Annotated in this window: 18 protein-coding genes and 1 pseudogene; 17 read left to right on the plus strand and 2 right to left on the minus strand. The window is 39.7% G+C overall.

Features of this window, described 5'->3' with window-relative positions; all coding sequences use genetic code 11:
* Positions 1-98: 98 nt before the first annotated feature.
* From recA to MUO14_RS23450, 13 genes and pseudogenes are all read left to right on the plus strand, one after another.
* A complete protein-coding gene (gene recA, locus MUO14_RS23395; protein WP_244752887.1) occupies positions 99-1,145 on the plus strand; it encodes a recombinase RecA in 1,047 nt (348 codons plus the stop codon).
* 432 nt (positions 1,146-1,577) lie between these two features.
* A complete protein-coding gene (rny, locus tag MUO14_RS23400; RefSeq protein ID WP_244752888.1) occupies positions 1,578-3,137 on the plus strand; it encodes a ribonuclease Y in 1,560 nt (519 codons plus the stop codon).
* Positions 3,138-3,226: 89 nt separating this feature from the next.
* Complete coding sequence (locus MUO14_RS23405; protein WP_244752889.1) at positions 3,227-4,024, plus strand: TIGR00282 family metallophosphoesterase; 798 nt, start codon at positions 3,227-3,229, stop codon at positions 4,022-4,024.
* 109 nt (positions 4,025-4,133) lie between these two features.
* A pseudogene (locus MUO14_RS23410) lies at positions 4,134-4,393 on the plus strand (stage V sporulation protein S).
* A 250-nt stretch (positions 4,394-4,643) separates the two neighbouring features.
* Positions 4,644-5,684, plus strand: a complete 1,041-nt coding sequence (gene tdh, locus MUO14_RS23415) for an L-threonine 3-dehydrogenase (protein ID WP_244752890.1) — start codon at positions 4,644-4,646, stop codon at positions 5,682-5,684.
* A 21-nt stretch (positions 5,685-5,705) separates the two neighbouring features.
* Positions 5,706-6,881, plus strand: coding sequence for a glycine C-acetyltransferase (locus MUO14_RS23420; RefSeq protein ID WP_244752891.1), 1,176 nt, complete (start codon positions 5,706-5,708; stop codon positions 6,879-6,881).
* A 163-nt stretch (positions 6,882-7,044) separates the two neighbouring features.
* Positions 7,045-8,616: a tRNA (N6-isopentenyl adenosine(37)-C2)-methylthiotransferase MiaB gene (miaB, locus tag MUO14_RS23425; protein WP_244752892.1), complete on the plus strand. Its 1,572-nt coding sequence runs from the start codon at positions 7,045-7,047 to the stop codon at positions 8,614-8,616.
* Positions 8,616-9,041, plus strand: a complete 426-nt coding sequence (locus MUO14_RS23430) for a YlbF/YmcA family competence regulator (protein WP_244752893.1) — start codon at positions 8,616-8,618, stop codon at positions 9,039-9,041. The genes miaB and MUO14_RS23430 overlap by 1 nt, the downstream gene beginning before the upstream one ends.
* 630 nt (positions 9,042-9,671) lie before the next feature.
* Positions 9,672-10,238 carry an outer spore coat protein CotE gene (locus MUO14_RS23435; protein ID WP_244752894.1) on the plus strand — a complete coding sequence of 189 codons (567 nt, stop codon included), beginning with the start codon at positions 9,672-9,674 and terminating at the stop codon, positions 10,236-10,238.
* Between the two features lie 138 nt (positions 10,239-10,376).
* Positions 10,377-12,938 (plus strand): DNA mismatch repair protein MutS, encoded by a 2,562-nt coding sequence (gene mutS, locus MUO14_RS23440; RefSeq protein ID WP_244752895.1) that lies wholly within the window; start codon positions 10,377-10,379, stop codon positions 12,936-12,938.
* A 15-nt stretch (positions 12,939-12,953) separates the two neighbouring features.
* Complete coding sequence (gene mutL / locus MUO14_RS23445; protein WP_244752896.1) at positions 12,954-14,786, plus strand: DNA mismatch repair endonuclease MutL; 1,833 nt, start codon at positions 12,954-12,956, stop codon at positions 14,784-14,786.
* Positions 14,787-15,422: 636 nt separating this feature from the next.
* Positions 15,423-15,500 (plus strand): putative holin-like toxin, encoded by a 78-nt coding sequence (locus MUO14_RS24945; protein ID WP_396265863.1) that lies wholly within the window; start codon positions 15,423-15,425, stop codon positions 15,498-15,500.
* 1,381 nt (positions 15,501-16,881) lie between these two features.
* On the plus strand, positions 16,882-17,571 hold the full coding sequence (locus MUO14_RS23450; protein WP_244752897.1) for a hypothetical protein: 690 nt from the start codon (positions 16,882-16,884) through the stop codon (positions 17,569-17,571).
* A 454-nt stretch (positions 17,572-18,025) separates the two neighbouring features.
* Here the strand turns inward: MUO14_RS23450 and MUO14_RS23455 are convergent, their stop codons facing one another.
* Entirely contained in the window at positions 18,026-19,255 is a 1,230-nt protein-coding gene (locus MUO14_RS23455) for an esterase-like activity of phytase family protein (protein WP_244752898.1), read from the minus strand.
* Positions 19,256-19,916: 661 nt separating this feature from the next.
* On the opposite strand from MUO14_RS23455, the gene MUO14_RS23460 reads away from it, so the two are divergent.
* Positions 19,917-20,384 (plus strand): flavodoxin, encoded by a 468-nt coding sequence (locus MUO14_RS23460; protein ID WP_244752899.1) that lies wholly within the window; start codon positions 19,917-19,919, stop codon positions 20,382-20,384.
* Positions 20,385-20,971: 587 nt separating this feature from the next.
* Positions 20,972-21,301 carry a hypothetical protein gene (locus MUO14_RS23465; protein WP_244752900.1) on the plus strand — a complete coding sequence of 110 codons (330 nt, stop codon included), beginning with the start codon at positions 20,972-20,974 and terminating at the stop codon, positions 21,299-21,301.
* Positions 21,302-21,861: 560 nt separating this feature from the next.
* On the opposite strand, the gene MUO14_RS23470 is transcribed toward MUO14_RS23465, so the two are convergent.
* Positions 21,862-22,965, minus strand: coding sequence for a metallophosphoesterase family protein (locus tag MUO14_RS23470; RefSeq protein ID WP_244752901.1), 1,104 nt, complete (start codon positions 22,963-22,965; stop codon positions 21,862-21,864).
* Between the two features lie 832 nt (positions 22,966-23,797).
* Between MUO14_RS23470 and MUO14_RS23475 the strand changes: the two genes are divergently transcribed.
* Positions 23,798-24,256, plus strand: a complete 459-nt coding sequence (locus MUO14_RS23475; RefSeq protein ID WP_244752902.1) for a GNAT family N-acetyltransferase — start codon at positions 23,798-23,800, stop codon at positions 24,254-24,256.
* Positions 24,257-25,067: 811 nt separating this feature from the next.
* On the plus strand, positions 25,068-25,700 hold the full coding sequence (locus MUO14_RS23480) for a class I SAM-dependent methyltransferase (protein ID WP_244752903.1): 633 nt from the start codon (positions 25,068-25,070) through the stop codon (positions 25,698-25,700).
* Positions 25,701-26,196 lie beyond the last annotated feature (496 nt).

Raw genomic sequence — 26,196 nt, forward strand, 5'->3', positions numbered from 1 at the left:
CTCCTTCTGAAAAAAAAGGGAACATTTATTCGCTTTTTAGTTGGCAAATACTAAAAAACAAGTTATGATTAGGATAGTAATTTTGAAAGGGGAATATTATGAGTGATCGTAAGCAAGCGTTAGATATGGCATTAAGACAAATTGAGAAACAATTTGGTAAAGGATCGATTATGAAGCTTGGGGAACAGGCTGAACAAAGAATAAGTACAGTTTCCAGCGGATCGCTTGCCCTTGATGTAGCTCTAGGTGTGGGTGGGTATCCTCGCGGCAGAATTGTTGAAATATATGGACCAGAATCCTCTGGTAAAACGACAGTTGCCTTACACGCAATTGCCGAAGCTCAAAGACAAGGTGGACAAGCAGCTTTTATTGATGCAGAGCACGCGCTTGACCCGGTTTATGCACGAGCGCTTGGTGTAGATATTGAGGAGCTATTGCTGTCACAGCCTGATACAGGGGAACAAGCATTGGAAATTGCCGAAGCGTTGGTACGTAGCGGTGCTGTTGATATGGTAGTTGTCGATTCTGTAGCTGCCCTTGTACCGAAGGCTGAAATTGAAGGCGAGATGGGTGATGCCCACGTGGGTCTTCAGGCTCGTTTAATGTCCCAAGCTTTGAGAAAACTATCTGGTGCGATTAATAAATCGAAAACGACAGCGATCTTTATTAACCAAATTCGTGAAAAGGTCGGTGTGATGTTTGGTAACCCTGAAACGACGCCTGGGGGCCGTGCACTTAAATTCTATTCATCTGTAAGACTAGAAGTACGCCGCGCCGAAACGTTAAAACAAGGCGATGAAATGGTAGGGAACAAAACGAGATTAAAAGTTGTTAAAAACAAAGTAGCTCCCCCATTCAAGAAAGCTGAAGTTGACATTATGTACGGGGAAGGGATCTCAAGAGAAGGTGAATTATTAGATATCGGTACTGATCTAGACTTAGTTCAAAAGAGTGGATCCTGGTATTCTTACAATAATGAAAGAATGGGTCAGGGACGAGAAAATGCCAAAAAGTACTTGAAGGAAAATGAAGAGGTGTATCAAGAAATTAAAGGATTAGTCCGAGCGCATTATGATATGGATGGCTCCTCTGCCGAAGAAAAGAAAGAAAAGACTTCTGAAAGTCAAGAATCTCTCGATGTATAGATGAAAGATGATGGTCCCTTGATTAAACGCGTGCTTATGGCACTTGTTTGAAGAGAGGGACTATTTTTGTTTTGCGAAAAGATTTTAACACAAGCGTTCCGGAGACACGAAAACTAGACAATCGGTTCTGGTCTTCGCGGGTACGCAGGACCGTTTGCAAATGGCGCAGGACGTGTTGAACTTAGTTAAATTTCAACTAACGTGTCTATCAGAATGCCCAGAGTTTCTCCTATAAATAGACAGACTGTTTGTAATCTTTTGTTTAATGGGGGTGCAGATTTGACGATTCCTTGACAATCCTTATTCTCAAGCATAAAATGAATGTGTATCATTTTCATATTTATATCTTATTTAAAACGTAATGAAACTGAAAATGAATCGTTTGTACATGCCGACAAACGGACCAAGTTTATAGCAAGAGGAGGTGAAACTATGGATATGATATCCATCATCTTCAGTTTGCTTGCCCTTATCGTCGGTTCTGTTGTTGGTTATCTCATTCGGAAATCTATTGCGGAAGCGAAAATCTCAAGTGCAGAGGACCTTGCGAAACAAATTGTTGAAGAAGGTCGGCGCAATGCTGATTCTGCGAAGAAAGAAGCTCTTCTAGAAGCTAAAGAAGAAAATCAGACATTTCGTCAAGAAGCGGAAAATGAGATTCGCGAACGCCGCATGGAATTACAGAAAACTGAAAATCGATTAACACAGAAAGAAGAGAATCTTGATCGTAAGAGTGGAACTTTAGATCAACGTGACTTGTCACTCGAAAAGAAAGAGGGGACTCTTGCCGAAAGACAACAACAAATTGAAGAAATGGAAAGCAAAGTGAAAGCGATGCTTCAAGAACAGCAAGCAGAGCTTGAACGTGTCTCTGGTCTAACATCAGACCAAGCGAAACAAGTCATTCTCGAGCGTGTGGAGCAGGAAGTTTCTCATGAGTCAGCACTTATGGTTAAAGAAGCAGAAAACCGTGCTAAAGAAGAGGCTGATAAGAAAGCGAAGAACATTCTTTCACTTGCCCTTCAACGCTGTGCCGCTGACCATGTGGCAGAGACTACTGTATCAGTAGTTAACTTGCCTAACGACGAAATGAAAGGGCGGATTATTGGTCGTGAAGGACGTAATATCCGTACGTTAGAAACGCTTACTGGTATTGATCTCATTATTGATGATACACCTGAAGCTGTTATACTATCTGGTTTCGATCCTATTCGTCGGGAAACAGCACGGATGGCTTTAGAGAAACTTGTTCAGGATGGTAGAATTCATCCAGCACGCATCGAAGAGATGGTTGATAAATCGCGTCGCGAAGTGGATGATTACATTCGCGAGGTTGGGGAGGAAACGACCTTTGAAATTGGGGTTCACGGTTTACATCCTGATCTCGTTAAAATTCTCGGTCGCCTGAAATATCGTACAAGCTACGGACAAAATGTTCTTAAGCACTCAACAGAGGTGGCCTATCTGTCTGGTCTCCTTGCAGCGGAGCTCGGGGAGGATGAGACACTGGCTCGTCGCGCTGGACTATTGCATGACATAGGTAAAGCGATTGACCATGAAGTGGAAGGAAGTCACGTGGAAATTGGTAAGGAACTAGCTACCAAATATAAAGAGAACGATGTCGTAATTAATGCGATTGCGTCTCACCATGGTGACGAAGAACCTACATCTGTCATTGCTGTACTTGTTGCAGCAGCTGATGCTCTTTCAGCAGCACGTCCAGGTGCGAGAAGCGAGACACTTGAGAACTATATCAAACGTCTTGAGAAGCTTGAGGAGATTTGTGAATCTTATGGCGGTGTTGAAAAGTCGTTTGCTATTCAGGCTGGACGAGAAGTTCGAATTATCGTTCGCCCGGATGAAATTGACGATTTAAAAGCAACAAGCCTGGCTAGGGATATACGTAATCAAATTGAGGGTGAACTCGATTATCCAGGACATATTAAAGTAACAGTGATTCGTGAAACACGTTCAGTGGAATATGCGAAATAGTAGATGAAGCGGTCTTCACTGGCCGCTTCATTTTCATTTTTTGACCTTATCATTCATAAACAAAATGCATAGTAAGAAAGGAAAAGATAATGAGAATACTTTTTATAGGTGATGTCGTAGGATCCCCGGGTCGAGAGATGGTTGACGAATACGTACCTAAATTAAAACAGAAATATCAACCGGCCGTTACCATTATTAATGGTGAAAATGCGGCAGCAGGCAAAGGGATAACTGAAAAGATTTACCGTAGATTCTTAGAAGTAGGAGCTCAAGCGGTTACACTAGGGAATCACTCCTGGGATAAACAAGAAATCTTTGAATTTATTGATCACGCGGACTACTTAGTACGTCCTGCCAATTTTCCAGAGGGCACACCAGGGAAAGGGATTACCTATGTCAAAACGCCCAAAGCAGAAGTAGCCGTCATCAATTTACAAGGACGTACCTTTTTAGCTCCCAATGATGATCCGTTCAGAAAAATTGATGACCTGATTGAAGAAGCAAAAAAGAGAACGCCGATTATTTTCTTAGATTTTCATGCGGAAGCTACAAGTGAAAAACAAGCAATGGGGTGGTATGTGGATGGACGAGTCAGCATAAATGTTGGAACACATACACATATCCAAACGGCAGATGAGCGCATTTTACCAAACGGAACAGCTTACATTTCCGATGTAGGTATGACTGGACCGTATGATGGCATACTTGGTATGGAGCGTGAAGCCGTTTTAAAAAGATTTCTAACCAATTTGCCGGTACGTTTTGAAGTCCCAAAGAAGGGAAGAACACAACTAAGTGGATTTTTAGTAGATGTGGATGAAGCGACTGGCCGTGCAACAAAAGTAAAACGGATTCAGATTAATGAGGATCATCCGTTCTTTGGCTGATTGTTTGAATTTTGCGAAAAATTCCTGCATAATGAAAAGGGAATATTCTACATCTGCACAGAATATAGTAGTTATGGAACAACCATAGTGAATGAAGGAGGAGCTAGTAATGGAAGTATTAAAAGTATCAGCTAAATCCGTACCTAATTCAGTAGCAGGAGCCCTGGCAAATGTTATCAGGGAACGTGGAACAGCCGAGATTCAAGCCATAGGGGCAGGTGCGCTTAACCAATCCGTGAAAGCGGTTGCGATCGCCCGGGGTTTGTTGCGCCAAGCGGAATTGATCTCATTTGTATTCCCGCATTTACCGATATCATGATTGATGAGGAGGAACGTACGGCGATTAAACTGATTGTCGAGCCTCGTTAATTTCGTTGTCTTCATAATTACAAATAAAAATGTTGTGAAACCGCACGCTCATGTAGAGTATGTGCGGTTTTTTTAGTGTGTAAAAAAAGATCTCGCTTCCTTGGTTTTATCGAATTAAAGGTAAGCGTTTCATAAAGAAATCAAATGTCCACTCAAAACATACACTAGGGTTTGCTGTTTTTTATATTCATGATACTATTATGAATATAAAAGGAATAAATCCTTGTTCAAGTAGATAGGAGTGTTCTCTGTGAATGGAACAATGAAAGCTATTGTAAAGCATCATCATGGATCTGGTGCAGAACTTCGTGAAGTTTCTATACCTGGCATTCAGGATGATGAAGTACTTATTCGTGTAAAAGCTACATCCATCTGTGGTACAGATGTTCATATTTATAATTGGGATGAATGGTCAGCGAGTCGGGTAAAGCCGCCTTATGTATTTGGCCATGAATTTGCTGGTGAAATCGTGGAGATCGGATCAAAAGTCAATAATTTCTCTATCGGTGATTATGTAAGTGCAGAAACACACCTCGTCTGTGGTCATTGCCCGCAATGTTTAACAGGTCAATCTCATATTTGTGAAAACACACAAATCATAGGTGTCGATACACAAGGCTGTTTTGCTGAGTATATAGCCTTGCCTGCGAGCAACCTCTGGAGAAATCCAGAAGGCTTACCGACAGATATCGCTTCTATTCAGGAGCCGATGGGAAATGCTGTTCACACAGTGTTAAGCGGTGATGTAGCTGGTAAAACCGTAGCTATTATCGGATGTGGACCTATTGGCTTAATGGCTGTAGGTGTGGCTAAGGCTGCAGGTGCCTCCCAGGTACTTGCGTTTGACTTAAATGCCTACCGGCTGGAACTTGCGAAAGAAATGGGAGCGACGGCGACCATTCATTCTGGCGAGACAGACCCAGTAAAAGAAGCGAAAGAACGGACACATCAACATGGTGTCGATGTCGTTTGTGAAATGAGCGGACATCCAGTGGCGATGGACCAAGGGTTTAAAATGATTACAAATGGAGGAAGAGTCTCGATTTTAAGTCTTCCAACTACACCTGTAACGCTTGATATTACCAATGATGTTGTGTTTAAAGGTGTACATGTTGAAGGAATTACCGGACGTAAAATGTACGAAACATGGCAGCAGGTGTCCCGTTTGCTAGATTCAGGACAAGTGGATGTGAAGCCGGTCCTTACACACCATTTTGATCTTGAGGAATTTGAAAAAGGCTTTCAGTTAATGAATGAAGGAAAATGCGGTAAAGTAGTGTTACACCCATAACTATGAAGGAGGATGATCGTCATGAAAGGTTTTGAATACTTACAGGAACAGCTGGATGAAATGAAGGATGAAGGGACGTTTAGAAAGCTGATCCCATTAGAATCAGCACAAGGCTCAAAAGTAGTCATTAAAGGAAAAGAAGTGATCCAGCTTTCTTCTAATAACTATTTAGGGTTAACCTCCCACTCAAAAATGAAAAAAGCTGCCGATGAAGCCAACGAAAAGTTTGGGGTAGGTACAGGGTCCGTTCGTACGATTGCAGGTACACTGCAAATGCATGAAGATTTTGAAGAGAAACTGGCGAAATTTAAGCATACCGAAGCGGCTCTTGTGTTCCAATCTGGTTTTACAACAAACCAGGGTGTGCTTTCATCTATTTTAACAGACCAAGATGTCGTAATCTCTGATGAACTGAACCATGCTTCCATTATTGATGGCATTCGTCTAACGAAAGCGTCACGTAAAATTTACAAGCATGTTGATATGGATTCCTTGGAGCAGGCCTTGAAAGAAAGCTCAGACTTCAGAACACGACTTGTGGTAACAGATGGTGTGTTCTCCATGGATGGAAATATTGCACCCCTCCCGCAAATCGTTGAGCTTGCCGAAAAATATGATGCACTAATTATGGTCGATGATGCTCATGCAAGTGGTGTGTTAGGTGATAACGGACGTGGTACCGTTAACCATTTCGGGCTTGATGGACGTGTTCACATTCAAGTAGGGACATTGAGTAAAGCAATCGGCGTGTTAGGCGGTTATGTAGCAAGTACGAAGACACTCCGTGAGTATTTAATTCATAAAGGCCGTCCGTTCCTATTCAGTACGTCACATCCACCTGCTGTCACAGCAGCTAACGATGCCGCCATCGATGTGCTGCTTGAAGAGCCAGAGCTGATTGAAAAGCTTTGGGCCAATACAAAATTCTTTAAAGACGGCTTGGAGAAGGCAGGTTTTGATACAGGAATTAGTGAAACACCAATTACCCCTGTTATGATTGGTGATGATGCCTTAACACATAAATTCTCTGATGAACTGTTTAAAGAAGGTGTGTTCGCCCAAGGGATTGTATTCCCAACTGTGCAACGCGGAAAAGGTCGGATACGTACAATCGTAACAGCCGAACACACGAAGGAAGAACTTCAAGAAGCGTTACAGGCTTTTGAAACTGTTGGGAAAAGGTTAGATATTTTGTAAAATGGGTCCTAAGCCACTATGATAGAGATCATAGTGGCTTTACTTATGCTGGAGAGCGCACGATTGTGTGACAATCCTTATGAATTATGGTTAGCCCTTAATATTTTCATGTAAAATTGATATAATGAGACAGTTAGCATGCTCTGTTTGAAAGGAGATCGTAATGAACGAACAACAACGCAAAGAAATGTCGCAAATTCGCCAGGGAACGCCAGCGGACGTAAAATCCGACCAGGACAACCTCGAGCGAATTCAGCAGAAGAGCAGTGAAGACTTTACGAAGTATTTTGAAACGACGTATCAGCCGCCTTCATTAAGAAAGGCGCAGCGTCGCAGGAAAGAGGATGTAAAGGTTCACTATGATTTCACGATTCCTGAAGAATTGGATAACATAGGTCACGGTCGCAAATATATGATTCGCACCTACGGCTGTCAAATGAATGAACATGACACAGAAGTGATGGCCGGTATTTTTGAAGAAATGGGCTATGAATCTACAAGTGACACGAAAGAAGCAGATATCATTCTGTTGAATACATGTGCCATCCGTGAAAATGCCGAAAACAAAGTATTTGGAGAAATCGGCCACCTCAAACCGCTTAAGCTTGAAAATCCGAACTTGATCATCGGTGTTTGCGGATGTATGTCTCAAGAGGAATCTGTCGTTAATCGAATTTTGCAGAAACATCCATTCATTGATTTGATCTTTGGAACACATAACATTCACCGTCTGCCACAGCTTGTAAAAGAAGCGATGTTTGGTAAAGAAATGGTCATCGATGTATGGTCAAAAGAAGGCGACATCATTGAAAATCTCCCTCGTTCCCGTAAAGGTAAAATTAAAGCATGGGTAAACATCATGTATGGGTGTGATAAATTCTGTACGTACTGCATCGTTCCTTATACGCGAGGCAAAGAACGAAGCCGTTTGCCTGAAGATATTATTCAAGAAGTACGTCACCTGGCTGCTCAAGGCTATAAGGAGATAACCCTGCTCGGACAAAATGTGAATGCTTATGGTAAAGATCTCGACATTAATTATGGACTGGGCGATCTCATGGACGAGTTGACAGGAATTGATATTCCACGTATTCGTTTCACGACCTCGCACCCGCGTGACTTCGACGATCGTTTAATTGAAGTCCTAGCCAAAGGCGGAAATATGCTTGACCATATTCACTTACCTGTCCAGTCCGGAAACTCTGATGTATTGAAAATTATGGGGCGTAAATATTCCCGTGAAGAATATTTAGAGCTTGTTCGTAAAATTCGTACAGCCATGCCGAATGCTACACTGACTACAGACATTATTGTCGGGTTCCCAAATGAAACGGAAGAACAATTCCAGGATACGATGTCACTTATGGAAGAAGTTGGGTTTGAAGCGGCTTACACGTTTATTTATTCAGCTCGTGAAGGTACGCCAGCTGCTCGTATGACAGATAATGTGTCAATGGAAGAGAAAAAAGATCGCCTTCAGCGTCTGAACAAGCTCGTTAATGATCAGTCTGCTGAAGCGATGAAGAAGTATGAAGGCGAAGTCGTTGAAGTTCTTGTGGAAGGCGAAAGTAAGAAAAACAGTGAAGTATTAGCTGGTTATACGAAACGAAATAAAATGGTAAACTTTACAGGCCCGCGTTCATCTATTGGAACCATCGTAAAAGTAAAAATCAATAAAGCGAAGACATGGTCCTTAGATGGCGTCATGGTCGAAGAAACGATAGAGGTGAAATAATGGCAGAATACACAAGAAAACAAGTGGTAGATGAAGCCCATAAGCTTGCAAAGATGATGGCAGACATTGAAGAGATCGATCGCTTTAAACAGATCGAAGCTAAATTAAATGATAACACTAAAGTCCAGAGCTATATTAAGAAAATCAAAGCCCTGCAAAAGCAGGCTGTCAACTTTCAGGCCTATGGTAAAACAGAAGCCCTTGAAAAAGTAGAGAAAGAAATCGACCGCTTACAAGATGAGCTTGACAGCATCCCTGTCGTAGCTGAATTTAAAGATTCGCAAATGGTTATTAATGATATTTTGCAAATGATCTCAAGCACCATCTCACGGGAAGTAACAAACGAAGTCATTCGTTCAACTGGCGGAGACTTACTAAGTGGCGAAACAGGTTCAAAACAAAAGAATGAAGCTTGTGGACATTAATTATACGAAAGCCGTCGGATAACTATCCGGCGGTTTTTTAAATGCGCTAAGTTATTAATGAGGTCGTACAGGATTTTCCGTTTCCTTTTTTGAAAAGTTTCTGCACAAAAGACTATACTTCGCTTTCTATTGTCCAGTTCTAACTCGCAATTTCCCGTGCCCTAAGCAAGCACACTGCAAGACTGGGAGATCATAGTCTTTACGTGTGCTTGCTTAGTTCAGGGGAATTAATCACTCGTTTCCACATTTCTTACTGTCCACTGCAAGCAGCCTAGACTCGAAAAGAATAAGCGATTCACCTCCGTGGGGAAAAAACCGCCCCACTGCGGCGTTCTACTTATTCTTTTCGAGTCTAAACAAGGCACTTTCACATTTCTATTGTCCAGTTCCGAAGGGCAGATCTTCGCGACATAAGCAATTCGACTTCGTGAAGAAAAATCGCTTCACTACGCCGTTTTGCTTATGCGTTTCAGATCTAAACGCCTTTCTCCACATTTCTTGGTACAATTTCCTGGGCGTCTGCATAGGATTGGAGTACAGATGTTTTGTAGTCATCGATTCTTTTTTTTGTTATCACCATTCGCCCATGACCTGCATAAAATGGGTCGTAGATTAAGGAGGAATATTGCTATGTCATTCTTTGAACGGGATTACCGAGAAATTATTACAAAGGCTGTATGTGGAAAAGGGAAAAAATTCACCGAAGCAACGAACACGATCAGCCCGTCTCACCGTCCGACTAGTATTTTAGGCTGCTGGGTTATCAATCATATTTACAATGCTAAGAAAAAAGGAGATCATGTTGAAGTCACGGGAAGTTACGATATAAACGTTTGGTACTCTTATAATGATAATACAAAGACAGAAGTTGTAACGGAACGCGTCAATTATTGTGATCATGTACGATTATCGGTGAAAGACGAGAATTGTATCAGCGATGATTTAGAAGTTGTTGCCAAAGCTGTTCAACAGCCTAATTGTTTAGAATGCAAGATTGCAGCTCAGGGGCAGAAAATGGTTGTTGAAGTTGAACGCGAATTTATCGTAGATGTTATTGGTGAAACGAAGCTATGCGTGAAAGTGGATCCAAACGGTTGTGGAAAAGACGATGACTACGAATATGATTTATCATCTGATGACTTCTCTGATATTGAAACTGATTTCCTGCCAAGCAGCAGTAGTAGCCGTGAAGAGTAAATATGAATGTCCTTGCTGATTCAGCGGGGCATTCTTTTTTTTGCCATCATTTACGTGTCTGCTTTCGTTCAAGAGATAGCGGAAAATGTGATATAATGACAGTATGTAGAATTTCGTACGTTTTGGAGGATTGTAGGAATGGCACAATACACGCCCATGATGCAGCAATATTTGAAGATAAAAGCGGAGCACAAGGATGCCTTTTTGTTTTTTAGATTAGGAGATTTCTATGAAATGTTTTTTGACGATGCGCTCAGCGCGTCGAAAGAGCTTGAAATCACGCTAACGAGCCGTGATGGCGGGGATAAGGATCGCATTCCAATGTGTGGCGTTCCGTACCACTCTGCAGAAAATTACATAAAGCAGCTGGTAGAAAAAGGGTTTAAAGTAGCGATTTGTGAACAAGTTGAAGATCCCAAGGTTGCAAAAGGGGTTGTAAAGCGGGAAGTTGTTCAATTAATTACTCCAGGAACGGTCATGGAAGGGAGTATGCTTGATGAAAAAGAGAACAATTACCTTGCTTCTGTAAGTGAATTCAGAGATGGAACGTTTACGGTAAGCTATAATGATTTAACCACGGGGGAAAATAGCATCGCTCTTATTTCAAATGGGTTTGATGCCGTTATGAGTGAATTGTTCAATCGACCCGTAAAAGAAGTAGTGGTGGCCAGTGATTTCGATGGGGACCGTCAGATGCTGCTCAAGGAGCGGCTGGGCTACACGGTTTCTTTTTGTGATCAAACCGAAATTCAACAAGAATTCAGCCATTTAATAGAATCGATTCACCAGGACAAATTCATCCAAGGTTTTGGTCGTCTGCTTCATTATATTGAACATACACAGAAACGTTCATTAGATCATTTACGCCCGGTTCAGCCGATTGAGCTAAAGCAATATATGTCACTGGACATGTATTCTAAGCGTAACCTTGAACTTGTTGAAACGTTAAGGAAACAAGGGAAAAAAGGCAGCCTTCTTTCTGTTATTGACCATACGATTACAGCGATGGGTGCCCGAACGCTTAAAAAATGGCTCGAACGCCCGCTGCTCTCCAAAGATGAAATGAATACAAGACATGATCAAGTCGAAGGAATGCTTGCACAGTTTTTTGAAAGGGAAACATTGCGTGAACAACTGACCTCTGTTTATGATTTGGAGAGGTTAGCAGGGCGCGTTGCTTTTGGTAATGTCAATGCTAAGGATTTAATTCAGCTTAGAAATTCGCTGGCAAAGATTCCAGAGCTTTTAACAACACTTGGGCAATTTGATCATCCCTCTCTTACGAATCTTTATAAGGAAATAGATCAACAGGAATCCTTAAAACAACTGCTGGAAGAAAGTTTAGCTGATGATCCGCCGATCACAATTAAAGAGGGCGGCATGATTCGTGATGGTTACAATAGTCAATTGGATGAATACCGGGATGCATCAAAAAACGGCAAGAAGTGGATCGCTGAGCTTGAAGGGAAGGAACGATCCGAAACAGGAATTAAATCGTTAAAAATCGGTTACAACCGTGTGTTTGGTTACTATATTGAAGTCACAAAAGCAAATTTGCCCCACCTGTCGGAAGATCGATATGAACGCAAGCAGACGTTAACAAATGCTGAACGATTTATCACCCCAGAGCTCAAGGAAAAAGAAACGTTAATATTGGAAGCACAAGAAAAGAGTGTGGACCTTGAATATCAGCTTTTCCTTGATGTCCGCGAGCAAGTGAAAAACTATGTCCAGGAATTGCAAAAATTAGCCGAACAAATCAGCCGCATTGATGTATTGCAAGGCTTTGCACAAAGTGCTGATAAGAATGGCTACAGCCGTCCCTCATTTACTGATGAACGTATCATTGACATTAAACAAGGTAGACATCCTGTTGTGGAGCAAGTGATGAAGGGAGAGTCATTTGTTCCGAATGATATCTATATGGACGATTCAACAGATGTGTTACTGATTACAGGCCCGAACATGTCAGGGAAAAGCACGTATATGAGGCAACTCGCTTTAACAGCGATTATGGCGCAAATGGGCAGTTTTGTTCCGTGTGAAGCCGCTTCATTGCCCCTGTTTGATCAAATTTTTACAAGAATAGGAGCGGCGGATGACCTGGTTTCAGGGCAAAGTACCTTCATGGTAGAAATGCTTGAGGCTAACCACGCCCTCAGCCATGCGACAGAGCAAAGTATGATTTTATTAGATGAAATCGGTCGAGGAACAAGCACATACGACGGCATGGCCCTAGCTCAGGCTATCGTTGAACATATTCATGAAAGAATTCGAGCAAAGACGTTATTTTCTACTCATTACCATGAACTGACTGCCCTTGCAGATCAGCTTGATCGTTTGAAAAATATCCATGTACGGGCGGAAGAATATGAAGGAAATGTCGTGTTTCTTCATCAAATTCAAGAAGGGGCTGCGGATCAGAGTTATGGAATTCATGTGGCCAAATTAGCCGATCTACCGGATCCGCTTATTGAACGAGCGACGTTTTTGTTAAATCATTTGGAAAGTGGAAACGCTGAAGTTGCTGCTTCAACCGATGAGGGACAACTAAGTTTGTTTGTTGAGGAAACGAGACCTTCAAAGCAAAGCAAGTCTTCGGCAATTGAGAAACAGCTCAAGGGCTTAAATTTAATGCAAATGACCCCAATGGATGCGATGAATGAACTTCACCGCTTGCAGAAGCAGATCAAGTCGTAACAAGGAGGATCTTTCATGGCACGAATTCAATTAATGCCGGACCATTTAGCTAACAAAATTGCTGCCGGGGAAGTGGTAGAACGTCCGGCTTCTGTGGTTAAAGAATTAGTTGAAAACAGCATTGACGCTGGAAGTACATGGGTGAATATCGAGCTTTTAGAGGCCGGACTGCAGCGGATTCGGATTACCGATGATGGGTATGGTATGGATCAAGAAGATACTGAGAAGGCTTTCCACCGCCATGCGACGAGTAAGATCAAAGACGAAAATGATTTATTTCACGTACGTACCCTGGGGTTTCGCGGGGAAGCGCTTGCGAGTATAGCTGCCGTCAGCCGATTAACGGTTCAAACTTCAACAGGGGATAAGGCTGGAACAAGAATTAAATTTGAAGGCGGCAAGGTCATTGAAGAATCGAAAAGTGACGCTAGGCAAGGTACAGATTTATCTGTCGAAGAACTTTTCTTCAATACGCCTGCCCGTTTAAAATATATGAAAACCATCCACACGGAGCTCGGCCATATCACAGATGTTTTAAATCGCATGGCCCTGGCTCATCCTGATATTAAATTTACTTGCACACATAATGAAAAGGAATTATTTAGAACCAATGGCCGCGGTGATCTTCTGCAAGTTATTGCAAAAATATATGGCATGAATGTAGCAAGAAAAATGGTGCCGATTGAAGCGGAAACGCTGGATTTTAAAGTAACAGGCTATATCGCTAAACCAGAAGTGTATCGGGCGTCAAGAAACTATATATCTACCATTATTAATGATCGGTATATTCGTAACATTGCTCTCAATAAAGCGATTCAGCAAGGGTATCATACATTGCTTCCGATTGGGAAAAGTCCCATTGTTGTTTTAAAAGTAGAAATGGATCCGATCTTGGTTGATGTGAATGTTCATCCCGCGAAACTGGAAGCCCGATTTAGTAAAGAGAGAGAACTCTACGAGATTGTTGAAACGACGATTCGCGAAGCCTTTAGAAAACAGACATTGATCCCTAAAGTGGAGCAAAAAAAGGAAAAAAGCCCGCCGAAATCATACAGTGAACAGAGGAGTTTTGATCTTTACCAAGCACAACCAGACAACCGACAACCAACCACTCCCGCGATCCCAAATGCTCCGGCACCTGAGGCAAGCTCGTTCCCTGATCAGCAACATTCCGTTGTTAAAGAAATGCAAACACAACCAGAACAGAGGATGGAGGAATTAGAGACTGCAACCTCCCCTGCTGTAGAAAAGCAAGGGGACAAGAAGCGTGTACCAACGATGTATCCAATCGGACAACTTCACGGAACATACATTTTAGCGCAAAATGAAGATGGCATGTACATTGTCGATCAGCATGCAGCACAGGAGCGCATCAAATATGAGTTTTTCCGTGATCAAATTGGTGAGGTGGTTCAGGAGGTACAAGAATTGCTCGTACCGCTGACGTTCGAATTCCAGAGCAAGGAAGCCTTAAGAATCGAAGAATATAAAGAGGAGTTGGAAAGGGTTGGTCTCTTTTTTGAAACATTCGGGGATAATAGTTACATTATCCGTTCGCATCCTCAATGGTTTCCTCAAGGGTTTGAAGAGGAAGTTATACAGGAAATGGTAGAACAACTCATGAGTGATGAGCGGATTAATGTGACGAAACTAAGAGAAGAAGCGGCCATTCTCATGTCATGCAAACGATCCATTAAGGCGAATCACTATTTGAACCAAACCGACATGTTTCAGCTTCTTGAAGATTTACGATTATCAACTGATCCTTTTACATGCCCACATGGCAGACCAATTATAGTATTTTTCTCTGAATACGAAATGGAAAAAATGTTTAAAAGAGTGATGTAAGAAACTAAAAGCTCTAACCCCCTGATTTATTAGGGGTTAGAGCTTATTTTGCTTATAAGTGATCACAAATTGATGTTTTTTAATGCTTCATCAAATCTTATTGCAAAATTTTAGTGAGGAAGAAATCAAGGAAACTTTTGTAGGAAGAATCGATTATTTAGGATTTGAAGGAGTAGTAGAAAGTTTGTACTTTTTATCTTGAGAAGATTATGTGAAGAAAATTAAGGAAAGCATTAACATAGGTAGACCAATCCAAAATGAAGATTATAAAGGTTATACCAGTTTAGAAGAGAAAGGGTACCTCTAATATGAGGTTTCTTTTTTTGTGTTCATTCGGTAGGGCATCGAATATCACAGTATGTTAAGTAATTTTAAGGTGAAGATGTCTGCGGGGTTTCATGAATGCGGGAAAAAACGTAATGAAGGGAATATTCCCCTTATTACGTTTTTTTAATTTCTTGAACATTGGTCGGTATAGGCGTAATAATTAGAAAAATTCAGAGACAAACGAGATAGGTCCTAGGTAATTCTTACACATTATTGTAATATTCTGAAATTAGTGGGTAATATATGTTATATTGACAGTGCATGTCCTATGCACAGAATGAGTAATTCTCTCGTAGTGAGGTGATTACTGTGACTCCGTTTGAAGCGATAAGCATAATGTTGAGCTTTGGTATGCTGATAGCGTTTCTACAACAAAAGGGTCGGTAATATTGTTTGTTCAAGCTCATTCTGTTTTCAACCAAGGTGCCCCAACGCCTTGGTTTTTTATTGTTCTAGATATTATCTGATGATATATGTTGACACTTTGTTGTTCTTTCGGATTAATTACGTTAGTTAAACAAAAGACAACAAATCATATTATACTGCTTTTTTGAAAAAATAGGACGGTTTAGTCAAATAAAGTCATCACCTTACAAAAAGTGACAATATTAATCTTTCATTATGGGGAACATTTTATCGATTTATAAGTGACACTGCAAAAAGAAGTGCCATGTCAAACTCATCAAAATAGAATTAACAGCAAAACCAACAATCTTCTGTTCCCTTATAAAAGATGACCACTTGATTTGTTTTTTCCCAGTAGAAGACTACTGAAAAATCACCTGTACGATCCAGGACTTGTTGCCCCCACGGATAGGCTGGATAGGGGTGAACTCGTACCTCTTTTAGGTCAAAGTGATTTTCAATGCACTTTGTTACTCGTTGATGTGTATAAATAAGAACACCTCCAATAGTTTGTCTGCTTTCAACTTTTCCCGAATAACAAAATTATTAACCTTTAACTATAAGGCTATTGAGTCGGGGTAAGTCAGAACTCCTAGGCTAATTCGAGGAGAAGTCATGTGTCCATTCAAAATATGAATGCCCGGATAAATACTTCTAGGATAAATGTTGAGGGAGGGGATACCGATGATCGGTCAAATAACCTCAAAAGAAAAGGTGGTGCCCGTACAAGATGGACGATCTGTCTGATGAAATTTTAATTAAAGCCTACATTAGAATAAGCAATTAAAAGGGGAACCGGCATTTTAAGTCCAGTTCTCTTAATTTGTTGAACACCAAAAAAATAGCTCACTATAAAGTGAGCCATACAGTAATCTAATGGGGTGAGTGTTATTAGTCTATCCTTTTCCACCCACGGTCTTTACAAGGAGGGGTGGTAATGATAGGCTTCCTTGCCAGGCAAGCTTTTAGCTGCCGTTTATTGCCTAAAATTATTACCACAGAGGCTCCTTGTCAAGACCCCAAAATAGGCGCACTCTTTCAGTATAGAACTAAATGCCTATTTTCATATAACCTATTTGAATGGATCAAAAAAATGGCAAGACTGGATCTAAGTGATGGCAATATTCAGTTGTAATAAAAGCAAGGAAAGGAAGTGCAAAATTATTAAGCGAGGTCAAAGAAGTATTGACGTTTTGATACAGTGAAAAGAATTAAGTTAAAATTTATATGAATATAATATTGCCTTCAAGACTAGGGGATATTCTTAAAAAAGATGATCGCTCTTTTGTTTGGTCGTTCCCTTTAAACTTATATGATACGCTAATATTATTACCAATCACTTCAAATTCAAGGGGAATTTCTTATGTATAAGAACGTGGGGATCATCATGGTTATAACCATACTTTTAGCTGGATGCTCCAATAATAATACTGTTTCTATTGAGGGTAATATATTCGAAGTAAATCATGAGAAGAAGACGTTTGTCGTCTTTGTTGAAGATGAGTTAATGGCAGAACAAGAGATGGACCACGATAAAAAACAGAAGTCAATCGAAGCTTTTTTAGTTAAGACAGATAAAAGTTTAGAAGTGAAAGGTGAAGTGGATTCATTTAATGGTTTAAAGCAGGGGCAAAAAGTAGCCGTAGAAATTGGAGAGAATTATGAAGAAAAACTAGTTACAAAGGATGATCTGTTAAATTATAGTAAACTGCCTGCCTATGAATCCCAAACGGTAACTGTCACACCTTATTCCAAACAAGAGATTGTTCAGGAACTGACAGTAGAAGAAGGGTATGGGCTTTATACCTATCATCCCGAACCAAATGAAGAGGGAGGATATGATGCCTATCCTAGTTCTGTTGCAGCAAATTTTCCTTTTCAAAGAATACAGGTAACCCATTCTGTCAGTGATGTTAAAAACACAGAGGAGTTGTTAGAGTTATATGAGGGTTCGCCTACATATATAATTACTGATGAAAAAGGGATTGCATTTAAAACAAACAAGATAACGAAACTTAATGAATTTATTAAAACCTTAGAGAAACCAAAGTGAACTTCTTAAACGGTATAAATGAAACGTGTTAATAGATGATATTAATTATTGAGAACTAGAATATCTTCAGTTCAAGTCTTCCGCATAAGGGCCATTATCTGGAAGACTTGAATTCGAGATAAAAGTGAATTTTATTCCAGATAAGGGAGTTTAGTGGAGTAACGCAGGTAGAAAATGATCAAACTTTTTTTCAAAATGGATCCTTATTATTTATCGTAAAATGCTGGTCTGTGAGGTATTTTGATCAAACTTTATTTCAAAGCAATACTTGATGGCTATCGCACAATAGCGTATGAACTAGAAAAGGAAGGTATTTTTTACACGAAATGGCTGGTATTTAAAAACTCGGTTCCTGAAAGAAAAAATATATAAATCTATAGAAATAAAGAAGAAGCTTTGCTGACAGATGCAGAGCTTCTTCTTTATTGTACTTTTCCTAAGTGTGTTCTTTCCTTTATTTATCCTCAGGTATAATTTCCACAGCGATTATCTGTGTGATTTGGCTTCGATTGAAGTTATTGTCTGAAACCAGAACCAGGGTGTCATTTCCGTTTGGGAGCTTTTTGCCCCAGGTCATTCCCTCTACATTATCCACTTTATCAAGTGCAAGGGTATTTAAGTTAACGACCAGTTCTTTCTGAAATGGGATGATATTCTCCTTGTCTATTGATTCCATACTGCTGATGTCCGTCGCTCCGTTTACATTTATTTTATAAACCCTTACATAGTTGCTGTAGCTACCATCTTCTGCTTGAACACTGGCACGTTCTAGCACTAACAGTTCCTGATCATTGATAGCTAAAATCTCGGTTACACCATTGTCTGCATGTTTCCCATCCCCCGGTTGTTCTGGAATAGCATCAATCGGATAGGCATATTCAGCTAATACATTTCCTTCTCTGTCATATTGGGTGATTCGTGATAATGCTCCTGATTCAGGTGTTGGTATGGCATCATCCTGAAGAAGCGGCCCTTCCATTGCCGTCCAGTATGTTTCCCCGTCCGCAGAGAATGTGCTGCCTTCCAATGCTAAGTTGTTTCGGAATCCTTTTTCATACTGTTCATCCATGATTGCAGTCTCTGTTAAAGGCAATTCGGAAATAAAGCTGCCGTCTGGTGTGGCTTGACGAATAAATGGATTCAAACCAAGGGAACGATCGCCTTCACTTGTATACCAGATGCTTCTGTTTTGTGGATCAAAGCGGATTGATTCTGGGTCTGCAACAATCCCCTCTGTACTGGAAAGGAATTGATTTTTGTTTGGATAAACGGTGTTACCAGGCTGTTTCAAGTAAGTGATATCGACTAGGTTAACGGTCTGAAAACCCCTGAAGTTATAGTTAATTTTCGCTTCATAAAGTCTTGCCGGGTTATGATATGACCTGTCATCACTAATGATCAGCCATTTATTGTTGTGAGGGTTGTACGTGATACCGGAAAAGCCACCAACCACTGTTCCTTTATAGGTCATTTCATGAGGCAGATTGAAAGCTCCTATTAATCTTACATGGTCAATAGAGCGGGCTTCCATTTCTTTTTTCTTGTTTTCTGATTGCATGGCAGATTGGATTTCTTTGCTGCTGGTGGTTCCTGAGTGGGCCTGTGCAGAAGTAGTAACTACGGTTTGCCCTATAAGGAACAAAGCTGCCATACCAGCCAAAACAGACTTGCCAAATTTACTCATAAAATCACTCCTCTATTAATCTAATATTTAAGACTATTGTATCGGAATGATATTAATGTTGTTTAACTATTTATTATAAATATGTAAAGAAAGACACGCATTTTGGATGAGGACTGTTGCTTTAAAAATATGCATAGATCGTTCGCATCTTTTTACGTACTTTAGGAAATTTTTAGCCAGTAAGGGATTCGATGTAGCTAAAACTTTAACGTCCCAAGTATAAGAAAGTATAAATTTTTGGCTCAATAATGTCCTTTTTCATCAAGAGCCACGTTCAGCTCCAGCGCCTACTCCCTCGAGGTCTTACGGTTGTCGGGGTGATCAAGGTTTTCGCTTTTGTTCTTCCACAAATGGGGTGCAGTTTAAACTGAAGACTTGCGCTCTTTCTTTGTGAATACCAGCTAATAGAAGCTTGGTGCCACTTTATCTTAGTATCGAATCTTCTTTTAAAAGGAGCGTGATTATTCAATAAAGGATGCCTCTATTAATTGTCAGGTCTTTGAATATACCCTAACAAGAACACTTCTCCTTCTTGTGCGGCCGAATAGGTTGGATTATGTAATTCTAGAAAAGAAGCTTTTAAGTGAAAGCTTCTTTTTTATGCACTCATTTGACAATGATAATCATTATCAACTAAACTTGAGGTGAGGAGGTAGAATGTATGCAAAGAGTAGTCGTACTATTCGCCAGTATGTCGGGAAACACCGAGGAAATCGCAGAGATTATTGAAACTCACTTGCTGGAATTGAAAGTTTCTGTTTCCCTTTTTCAAATAGATATGGATGATGTTGAAGTAGAGGATTTGTTGAATTATGATGCGATCCTGTTAGGCAGTTACACGTGGGGGGACGGCGATGTCCCTTATGAATTGGAAGATTTCTATGAGGATTTGGCGGTTGTTGATTTAAGCGGAAAAGCAGCCGCATGTTTTGGTTCATGTGATTCGATGTATCCAGCATATGGAGGAGCCGTTGATAAATTTGAAGAACAACTTGCAGCATGTGGAGCGAAGATTTTGATCCCATCGCTTAAGGTGGAACTAACGCCAGAGGAAGATGACGTGAAACGCTGCCAGAAATTCGTTGAAGACTTTACTAAGAACCTCCATGCTTCCCTAGCGAAAAATTGAATATGTGTTGGGATAGCGACTATCGCTTTTGAGGAATAGTCGCTTTTTTATATAGAATAATGAAGCATCTCCCAAAAGCCTTTTACAAAGCTATTCCTTTAAAGAGGGCAAAAGCGGAAGATCATGATTAATATTATCTTGAAATCAAGTCTTCATGAAAAGGGGCGCGATTGCTTAACAAGATAATTACTTATAGACTGGACGGCTTTTGCCGTTCAGCCTTTTTCATTTCATTAGGGTTTACTCCATTGAGAATATATAGAGCTACGATTCTAGGTGTTCAGATTGTCTCATATACATGTATCAAAACTTAATACTCCTCCTTACCGTTGTTAAACCCCACCATTTAATACTTTCTAATGCTTATCGTTGTAAATCTGAATTCTCCTGACTGGACCCCTTTTTGGGCTTTCTGTGAAGCACTTACAACTTCCTCTACTATTTCGAGAGGTATGGATTTAACGGAAAATAAATTTACTAGAAAAGCAGTTTACAAATCAATGACAGTAATGTAACGTAAGTGTAATGTAATTAGGGGAGCATGAAGAATACGCGAAGTAATAAAAAGGACACGGGGAGGTTATAACATGAGTGAACTGGCGAAGCAGATCGACGGAAAGCCGATGATCGAAGGAAAAGAGATCATACGTAACTGGACTATCAAAGACCGTGAAGAAGCTCAAGAAGTTATAGCGTTCTTTATCGACCTTAAAGGGGATCGTCAATTAAGCGATATCATCTCGGAGTATAAACGATTAGTTCATACTTTTCGAGAAGTCGCAAACATACAGGCTGAAAAGGGCAATCAAGGGGAAGCGAATAAGCTACAACGCTCTATAGACAACTGGACGGCAGAACTAGATAAGCTCCAAACGGCTCTATTAATGACTGATAATAGCGTAGGTGCCATCTATTAATTAATGTGTATATGAAGAATACGGAAAAGGACGGCTCTCCCACGCCGTCTTTTCTTACGGCATCAATTACAAAAGGACGGTTTATAACAGACCATGAAGAAGCTCCGACGGAATAATATACGGGCGGCTCCGTGCCGTCTTTTTATTTTACAATAAAATAGAGGGAATTAAATGGTTTAGGTAGTGTACCATGATTGAACATATATGTTAAAAAGAAGAGAAGGACGGAATCTATGTAACAATCAGGACATCAGGGGAGATTACTAATTGAAATTGATTCCATCTTTCTCATAAGGTCATGATATCAGAACATACGTTTCTAAGGAAGGAAGTATTGAAAATATTACTGCATTTATATCACGAACGGGCCATTTAATGGAATAAGGGGAGAACTTTTAGAAAGTAAATAGAATAGCATTAAGTATATGAATACTTCTCTGCTGTAAATGAGATGGATAGAGCCAGATACAAAAAAGCCACCCGTTACTTTTGACAGGGTGGCTTATCCTATAATATTCTTTTGCTAATCTATTAACAGTATAACTGCAGTTAATCCTTTTTTACTGTATTCCATAGTCTTTCGCAAAAACCATTTCGGTGTCGACAATTCCATCCTTCGTATTTTCATCTAAGTTGAACACCCGGGCACCACGTAATCTGTGATTTTCCTCCTCGCCAAGGCCATAAGCTCCAAATCCTACGCTTCCTGCATAGCCTAATTTGATTCCATAATAGTCCCCAACATATGTATTGATGTGATCATGGCCAGAAAACACACCTTTTACGTCGCCTCTCTCCAGCATAGCAGCAAACATTCCGCTGTTAAATGGACCAGTACAAACACACTCATTCTTTTCGCCTCTGATATTATGTTTTTCCACAGCTTTTGCATGGCTTTCTTCTGTTCTTTCAGATGGGCTAGCATACCACATATATTCAAATTCCGGGAGAGGAATATGCATGAACGCTAACGAAGGAACCTTATGTCCGGTTGTTTTCTCCAGTTTTTTAGAAGTTTCAGTATACCACTGAACCTGATCGTGGCGGAGCCAATCCCAGGTTTGATAACCTTCGAAATCCTGCCCTGCAATTTCCTCGGGTGCGTATCTTCCGCTGTCAAACAGCCAAATATTAAATGCCGGTTTTGTATTTTTGGAATTATTGATAACAAGGTTTGTATTTCCTGTTCCGGTAATATCTTTTGGTCCGGGCTTATTGACGTTATGTTCATAAGACATATAGATTTCTAGCATTTCTTCTTCATCTAACCCGGTCTTCGGTGTATGGTCCTCATCATGGTTGCCGAAGGTTACCGCCCATTGTACCCCTCTATCTTCCATCGGTTGGGTAATAGTTTTTATGGCTTGCTTCACCTCCTCCGGTGTTTCCAGATCAGCGTTAAGCATATCGCCATTTAAAATGGCCAAATCAGGCTTCTGCTCATCAAGCACTGTATTCATTAATTCTATCGTCCGGGGATCGATATCCTCATCATCTTGAATGTCATTAAACTGTACGATTCGATACTTCCCATCAGCGTTGAATTGCAGCTTTTCATTTTCATTTGTTTTCCCTTGAACGGGAGAACTGAAAGAATTTGTTGTGATTAAGATAGCGGTAATAGCGATGGTAACAATACTAATACCAAGAGATTTTAATTTCATAAAATAGCCTCCTTCTTACATAAGTAGTCTTTATACATTCAAATTAAGTTTAATAAAATAGTATTAATTCTATATAAATTTACTTCCAATATTACGTAAAATATTCTTCAAATGGGCGCATAGGCGTACTAATGTAATAAGAGTGCGCTTTTTCTGAATCGGTCCATATTATGCAGGAGTTTTCATTCTCGAGTGTAGGGATCTTTTTTGATGGTTTCATTGTTCCTTTGTAACTTTAAAGCAAAGTGGAGGGGCTAATCCTCCACTTCGTTGACTAAATAATAACCCAATGCTAAACAGCCTTTGTTCTATTTATCTTACGTAAGTAATTACGCTTTGCATCATTCATTTACCCAGTTACATTTATTGTCACTAATCTTGATGGGCATGGGGTATCGCCGACATTCCAAATATTAGGAAGGTGCCAATTGAAATGATTCCTTCTCATAAGGTCATCATATCGAAACATACGTCTCGAACAGAGGGAAATCTTAAATTTGTTAGAAAAACTGTATTAAAGAACCGGTAAAGATGGTTAATAAACAGTACAAATCATGGAAATGTAATTGGATTTTTAAAATAAACGGAGATTTTAAGGGGATTTTTACATAAATCGAGCAATTACAATGGTAATTCCTTTAGTGAAAAGGCTATATAATTTCTGAATATTTAATTGCGGAAGAAAGAGGATTATAATGATTGAAATTAAACGTGCCAGTGAATTAGGTGAAATCCAAAAAAGAAGATTAGTGAGATTTTTGTTGATAGTTTTGGTAAGCCCCCAACTTATTTTTCAGAAGATAATAAAAAACTAGCAGAAGCTTTAGAGCATATGTTTGTTCTTGGTGTTTTCTACGTCGCAATTATAGAAGGTGAAATTGCAGGGATGACAGCCTGTACCAATGGTGAATTTTCTTCCGTTTACTTGAATAAAAAAGAATTAAGAAAACATTTAGGGTTTTACAAAGGTACAATTGCCTACACTGTTTTAAAACCTGAATTTGAAAAACCTCTGCTAGAAACTGGTAATAAAATAGCCTCTGTTGAATTTGTTGCAACAGCTTCAAAATATAGAGGCAAAGGTGTTGCGACAGCAATTATGAATTATATATTCACTTTCCCTCAATATAGGGAGTATGTTTTAAAAGTTGCAGATACAAATATAAATGCGGTAAAACTATATGAAAAACTAGGTTACAAAGAATTTAAACGAATAAAACCAAAATTCAGAAAAATAAGTGGTGTTAATTACCTTGTATATATGAAATATATAAAGCCAAATAGCAAATAAAATTATTTAATACTCCCATATCTATACATGGTGCCTTTTATATGAAGGAATAAAACAAGACAGAGTTTTAATTGGTGAAACATTTAATGAAAATTTAAAATATCTATGTCTAAGGTCGTTTTCATATCCTATTTCCTTTCACTTTCAATCCTAATGCTAGCTGCAAGAGGCTCTAAACCAAGGACACAACAACTGACCAGCAAAACCAGCAGTTACAACAGGATCAACAAAATCCCTTATCAATATCTCTTAACCGAAAAGGGGGGCTAGCGAGAAACCGTCCTTTTTTCTTTAACTAAAATTTAGTAAGCCGATTCTTGTCTTCATCTTAATTACGAATTTTAGAAACTCCACAACATTGGCCATAACCATTCTACTCCTTCTTCTTTGACACCGTGACTTATTAGTTTCCTTAAAAGGTGGCACTAAGCTATTTATCCTTTATTTGCACCCATGAAGTCAGAAGGATTATTTCTTTATTTTACTGGCATTAATTTTGGCTTGCAGATTAGTAACATCCGACCCTTAAAGGTGATGGACGTGGCTTCAGCCACGCATACATACGAAAGCCATTTGGCTATCACTTTTATCAAAAGACGAGGGATGTCGTGATGTTCAAGTAGATTTTTGACCACTCGTATCCTTCGGTTACATTGTGTTATATTGGCATTAACGAAGATAGGATGGATGTTGTTTTGGACGTATTTTGTTTTATTGGAGGATATGAGTGTGACAGTGAAATTTTAAAAACTCTATTTATGGATAAGCCTTATTTATTTCATCTACAGGTGATCATACAGAGGTGAATAGGATGGGAAAATGGTTTCCGCGGATTTATGATATGGCAATGACCCCTTTGGAACAAGCCAAGTTCAAAAAGGTTAGAAAAATACTGGTAAGCGAAGCAACGGGGAGAGTACTAGAAATCGGATCAGGTACAGGTGCGAATTTTCCTTACTATAAGAATGCAACACGGGTAGATGCAATCGAACCCAACCCTTTGATGAGGAAACAATCATTTAAACGTATAAAACGATCCCGAGCGACAATTAAAACCTATTTAGTCAAGGCGGAAAAACTTCCATTTGAAGAAAATACATTTGACTCAGTAGTAGCAACGCTTGTATTTTGTACGATTCCAGATCCGGTACAAGCTCTCAAAGAAATCCAAAGAGTAAGTAAACCAGGAGCTAGCTTATTCCTTCTTGAACATGTAAGGATGAACCATCTACTGCTTGGAAGAATGCAAGATGTATTAACCCCTTTATGGCAGAGAGCGTGTGATGGATGTCACTTAAATCGAGATACTTTAGGATTATTAAAACGTATGAATGTATCGATTTCAAGAGTCGATTCTATCTATAGAGGTTTTTTTTTATCTATAAAATGTTCAAACAACTCAAAAGGAATCAATGACTATTCACCTGAAAACGAATGTAAATAATGGTCATTAATCTTTGGTACTAACCCGGGGATACCCAAATAATATATTATGTATTACTTCCTAACGGTTATTGTTACGTCTCAAAATCTGTGGATTTATGATTAATATTTATTTTAATTATGATCAAAACGAACATTTATGAGGGCTAATTCCTTCTGATATAATTTACAATGGTGATGTTTTGTCTGCTAGAACGGGAAAGCGAATCCCAAGGAAGAAAATTTGCTTGGGTAGATAGATGGGCAAAGATGACTGGTGATCGGGCAAAAATTGATGCTAAAGCCAATCCGATCTAGATAAATGGAACAGAAGTGGTTTCCGTGGAGAAAACCAGGTGCTGACGAATTGTGAATGGATTTCGGTTTAAACATAAATATATGCTTATTAATTAATGTGATAATTACGCCCGTAGATGTTATTGTTCTCGTAATTTAAGTTTACCTCCATTATTGGGGAGCTTTTAGAATAGAATATCAGTAAATTTATTGATAAGCTG

This window comes from Halobacillus shinanisalinarum, from assembly GCF_022919835.1.
Taxonomy (GTDB): Bacteria; Bacillota; Bacilli; order Bacillales; family Halobacillaceae; genus Halobacillus_A; species Halobacillus_A shinanisalinarum.

Bases quoted from the DNA above. Each gene is read 5' to 3' on its own strand.
- recA (WP_244752887.1), top strand. From the start codon at position 99: ATGAGTGATCGTAAGCAAGCGTTAGATATGGCATTAAGACAAATTGAG.
- rny (WP_244752888.1), top strand. From the start codon at position 1,578: ATGGATATGATATCCATCATCTTCAGTTTGCTTGCCCTTATCGTCGGT.
- MUO14_RS23405 (WP_244752889.1), top strand. From the start codon at position 3,227: ATGAGAATACTTTTTATAGGTGATGTCGTAGGATCCCCGGGTCGAGAG.
- MUO14_RS23420 (WP_244752891.1), top strand. From the start codon at position 5,706: ATGAAAGGTTTTGAATACTTACAGGAACAGCTGGATGAAATGAAGGAT.
- miaB (WP_244752892.1), top strand. From the start codon at position 7,045: ATGAACGAACAACAACGCAAAGAAATGTCGCAAATTCGCCAGGGAACG.
- MUO14_RS23430 (WP_244752893.1), top strand. From the start codon at position 8,616: ATGGCAGAATACACAAGAAAACAAGTGGTAGATGAAGCCCATAAGCTT.
- MUO14_RS23435 (WP_244752894.1), top strand. From the start codon at position 9,672: ATGTCATTCTTTGAACGGGATTACCGAGAAATTATTACAAAGGCTGTA.
- mutS (WP_244752895.1), top strand. From the start codon at position 10,377: ATGGCACAATACACGCCCATGATGCAGCAATATTTGAAGATAAAAGCG.
- mutL (WP_244752896.1), top strand. From the start codon at position 12,954: ATGGCACGAATTCAATTAATGCCGGACCATTTAGCTAACAAAATTGCT.
- MUO14_RS23450 (WP_244752897.1), top strand. From the start codon at position 16,882: ATGTATAAGAACGTGGGGATCATCATGGTTATAACCATACTTTTAGCT.
- MUO14_RS23455 (WP_244752898.1), bottom strand. From the start codon at position 19,255: ATGAGTAAATTTGGCAAGTCTGTTTTGGCTGGTATGGCAGCTTTGTTC.
- MUO14_RS23460 (WP_244752899.1), top strand. From the start codon at position 19,917: ATGCAAAGAGTAGTCGTACTATTCGCCAGTATGTCGGGAAACACCGAG.
- MUO14_RS23465 (WP_244752900.1), top strand. From the start codon at position 20,972: ATGAGTGAACTGGCGAAGCAGATCGACGGAAAGCCGATGATCGAAGGA.
- MUO14_RS23470 (WP_244752901.1), bottom strand. From the start codon at position 22,965: ATGAAATTAAAATCTCTTGGTATTAGTATTGTTACCATCGCTATTACC.
- MUO14_RS23475 (WP_244752902.1), top strand. From the start codon at position 23,798: ATGTTTGTTCTTGGTGTTTTCTACGTCGCAATTATAGAAGGTGAAATT.
- MUO14_RS23480 (WP_244752903.1), top strand. From the start codon at position 25,068: ATGGGAAAATGGTTTCCGCGGATTTATGATATGGCAATGACCCCTTTG.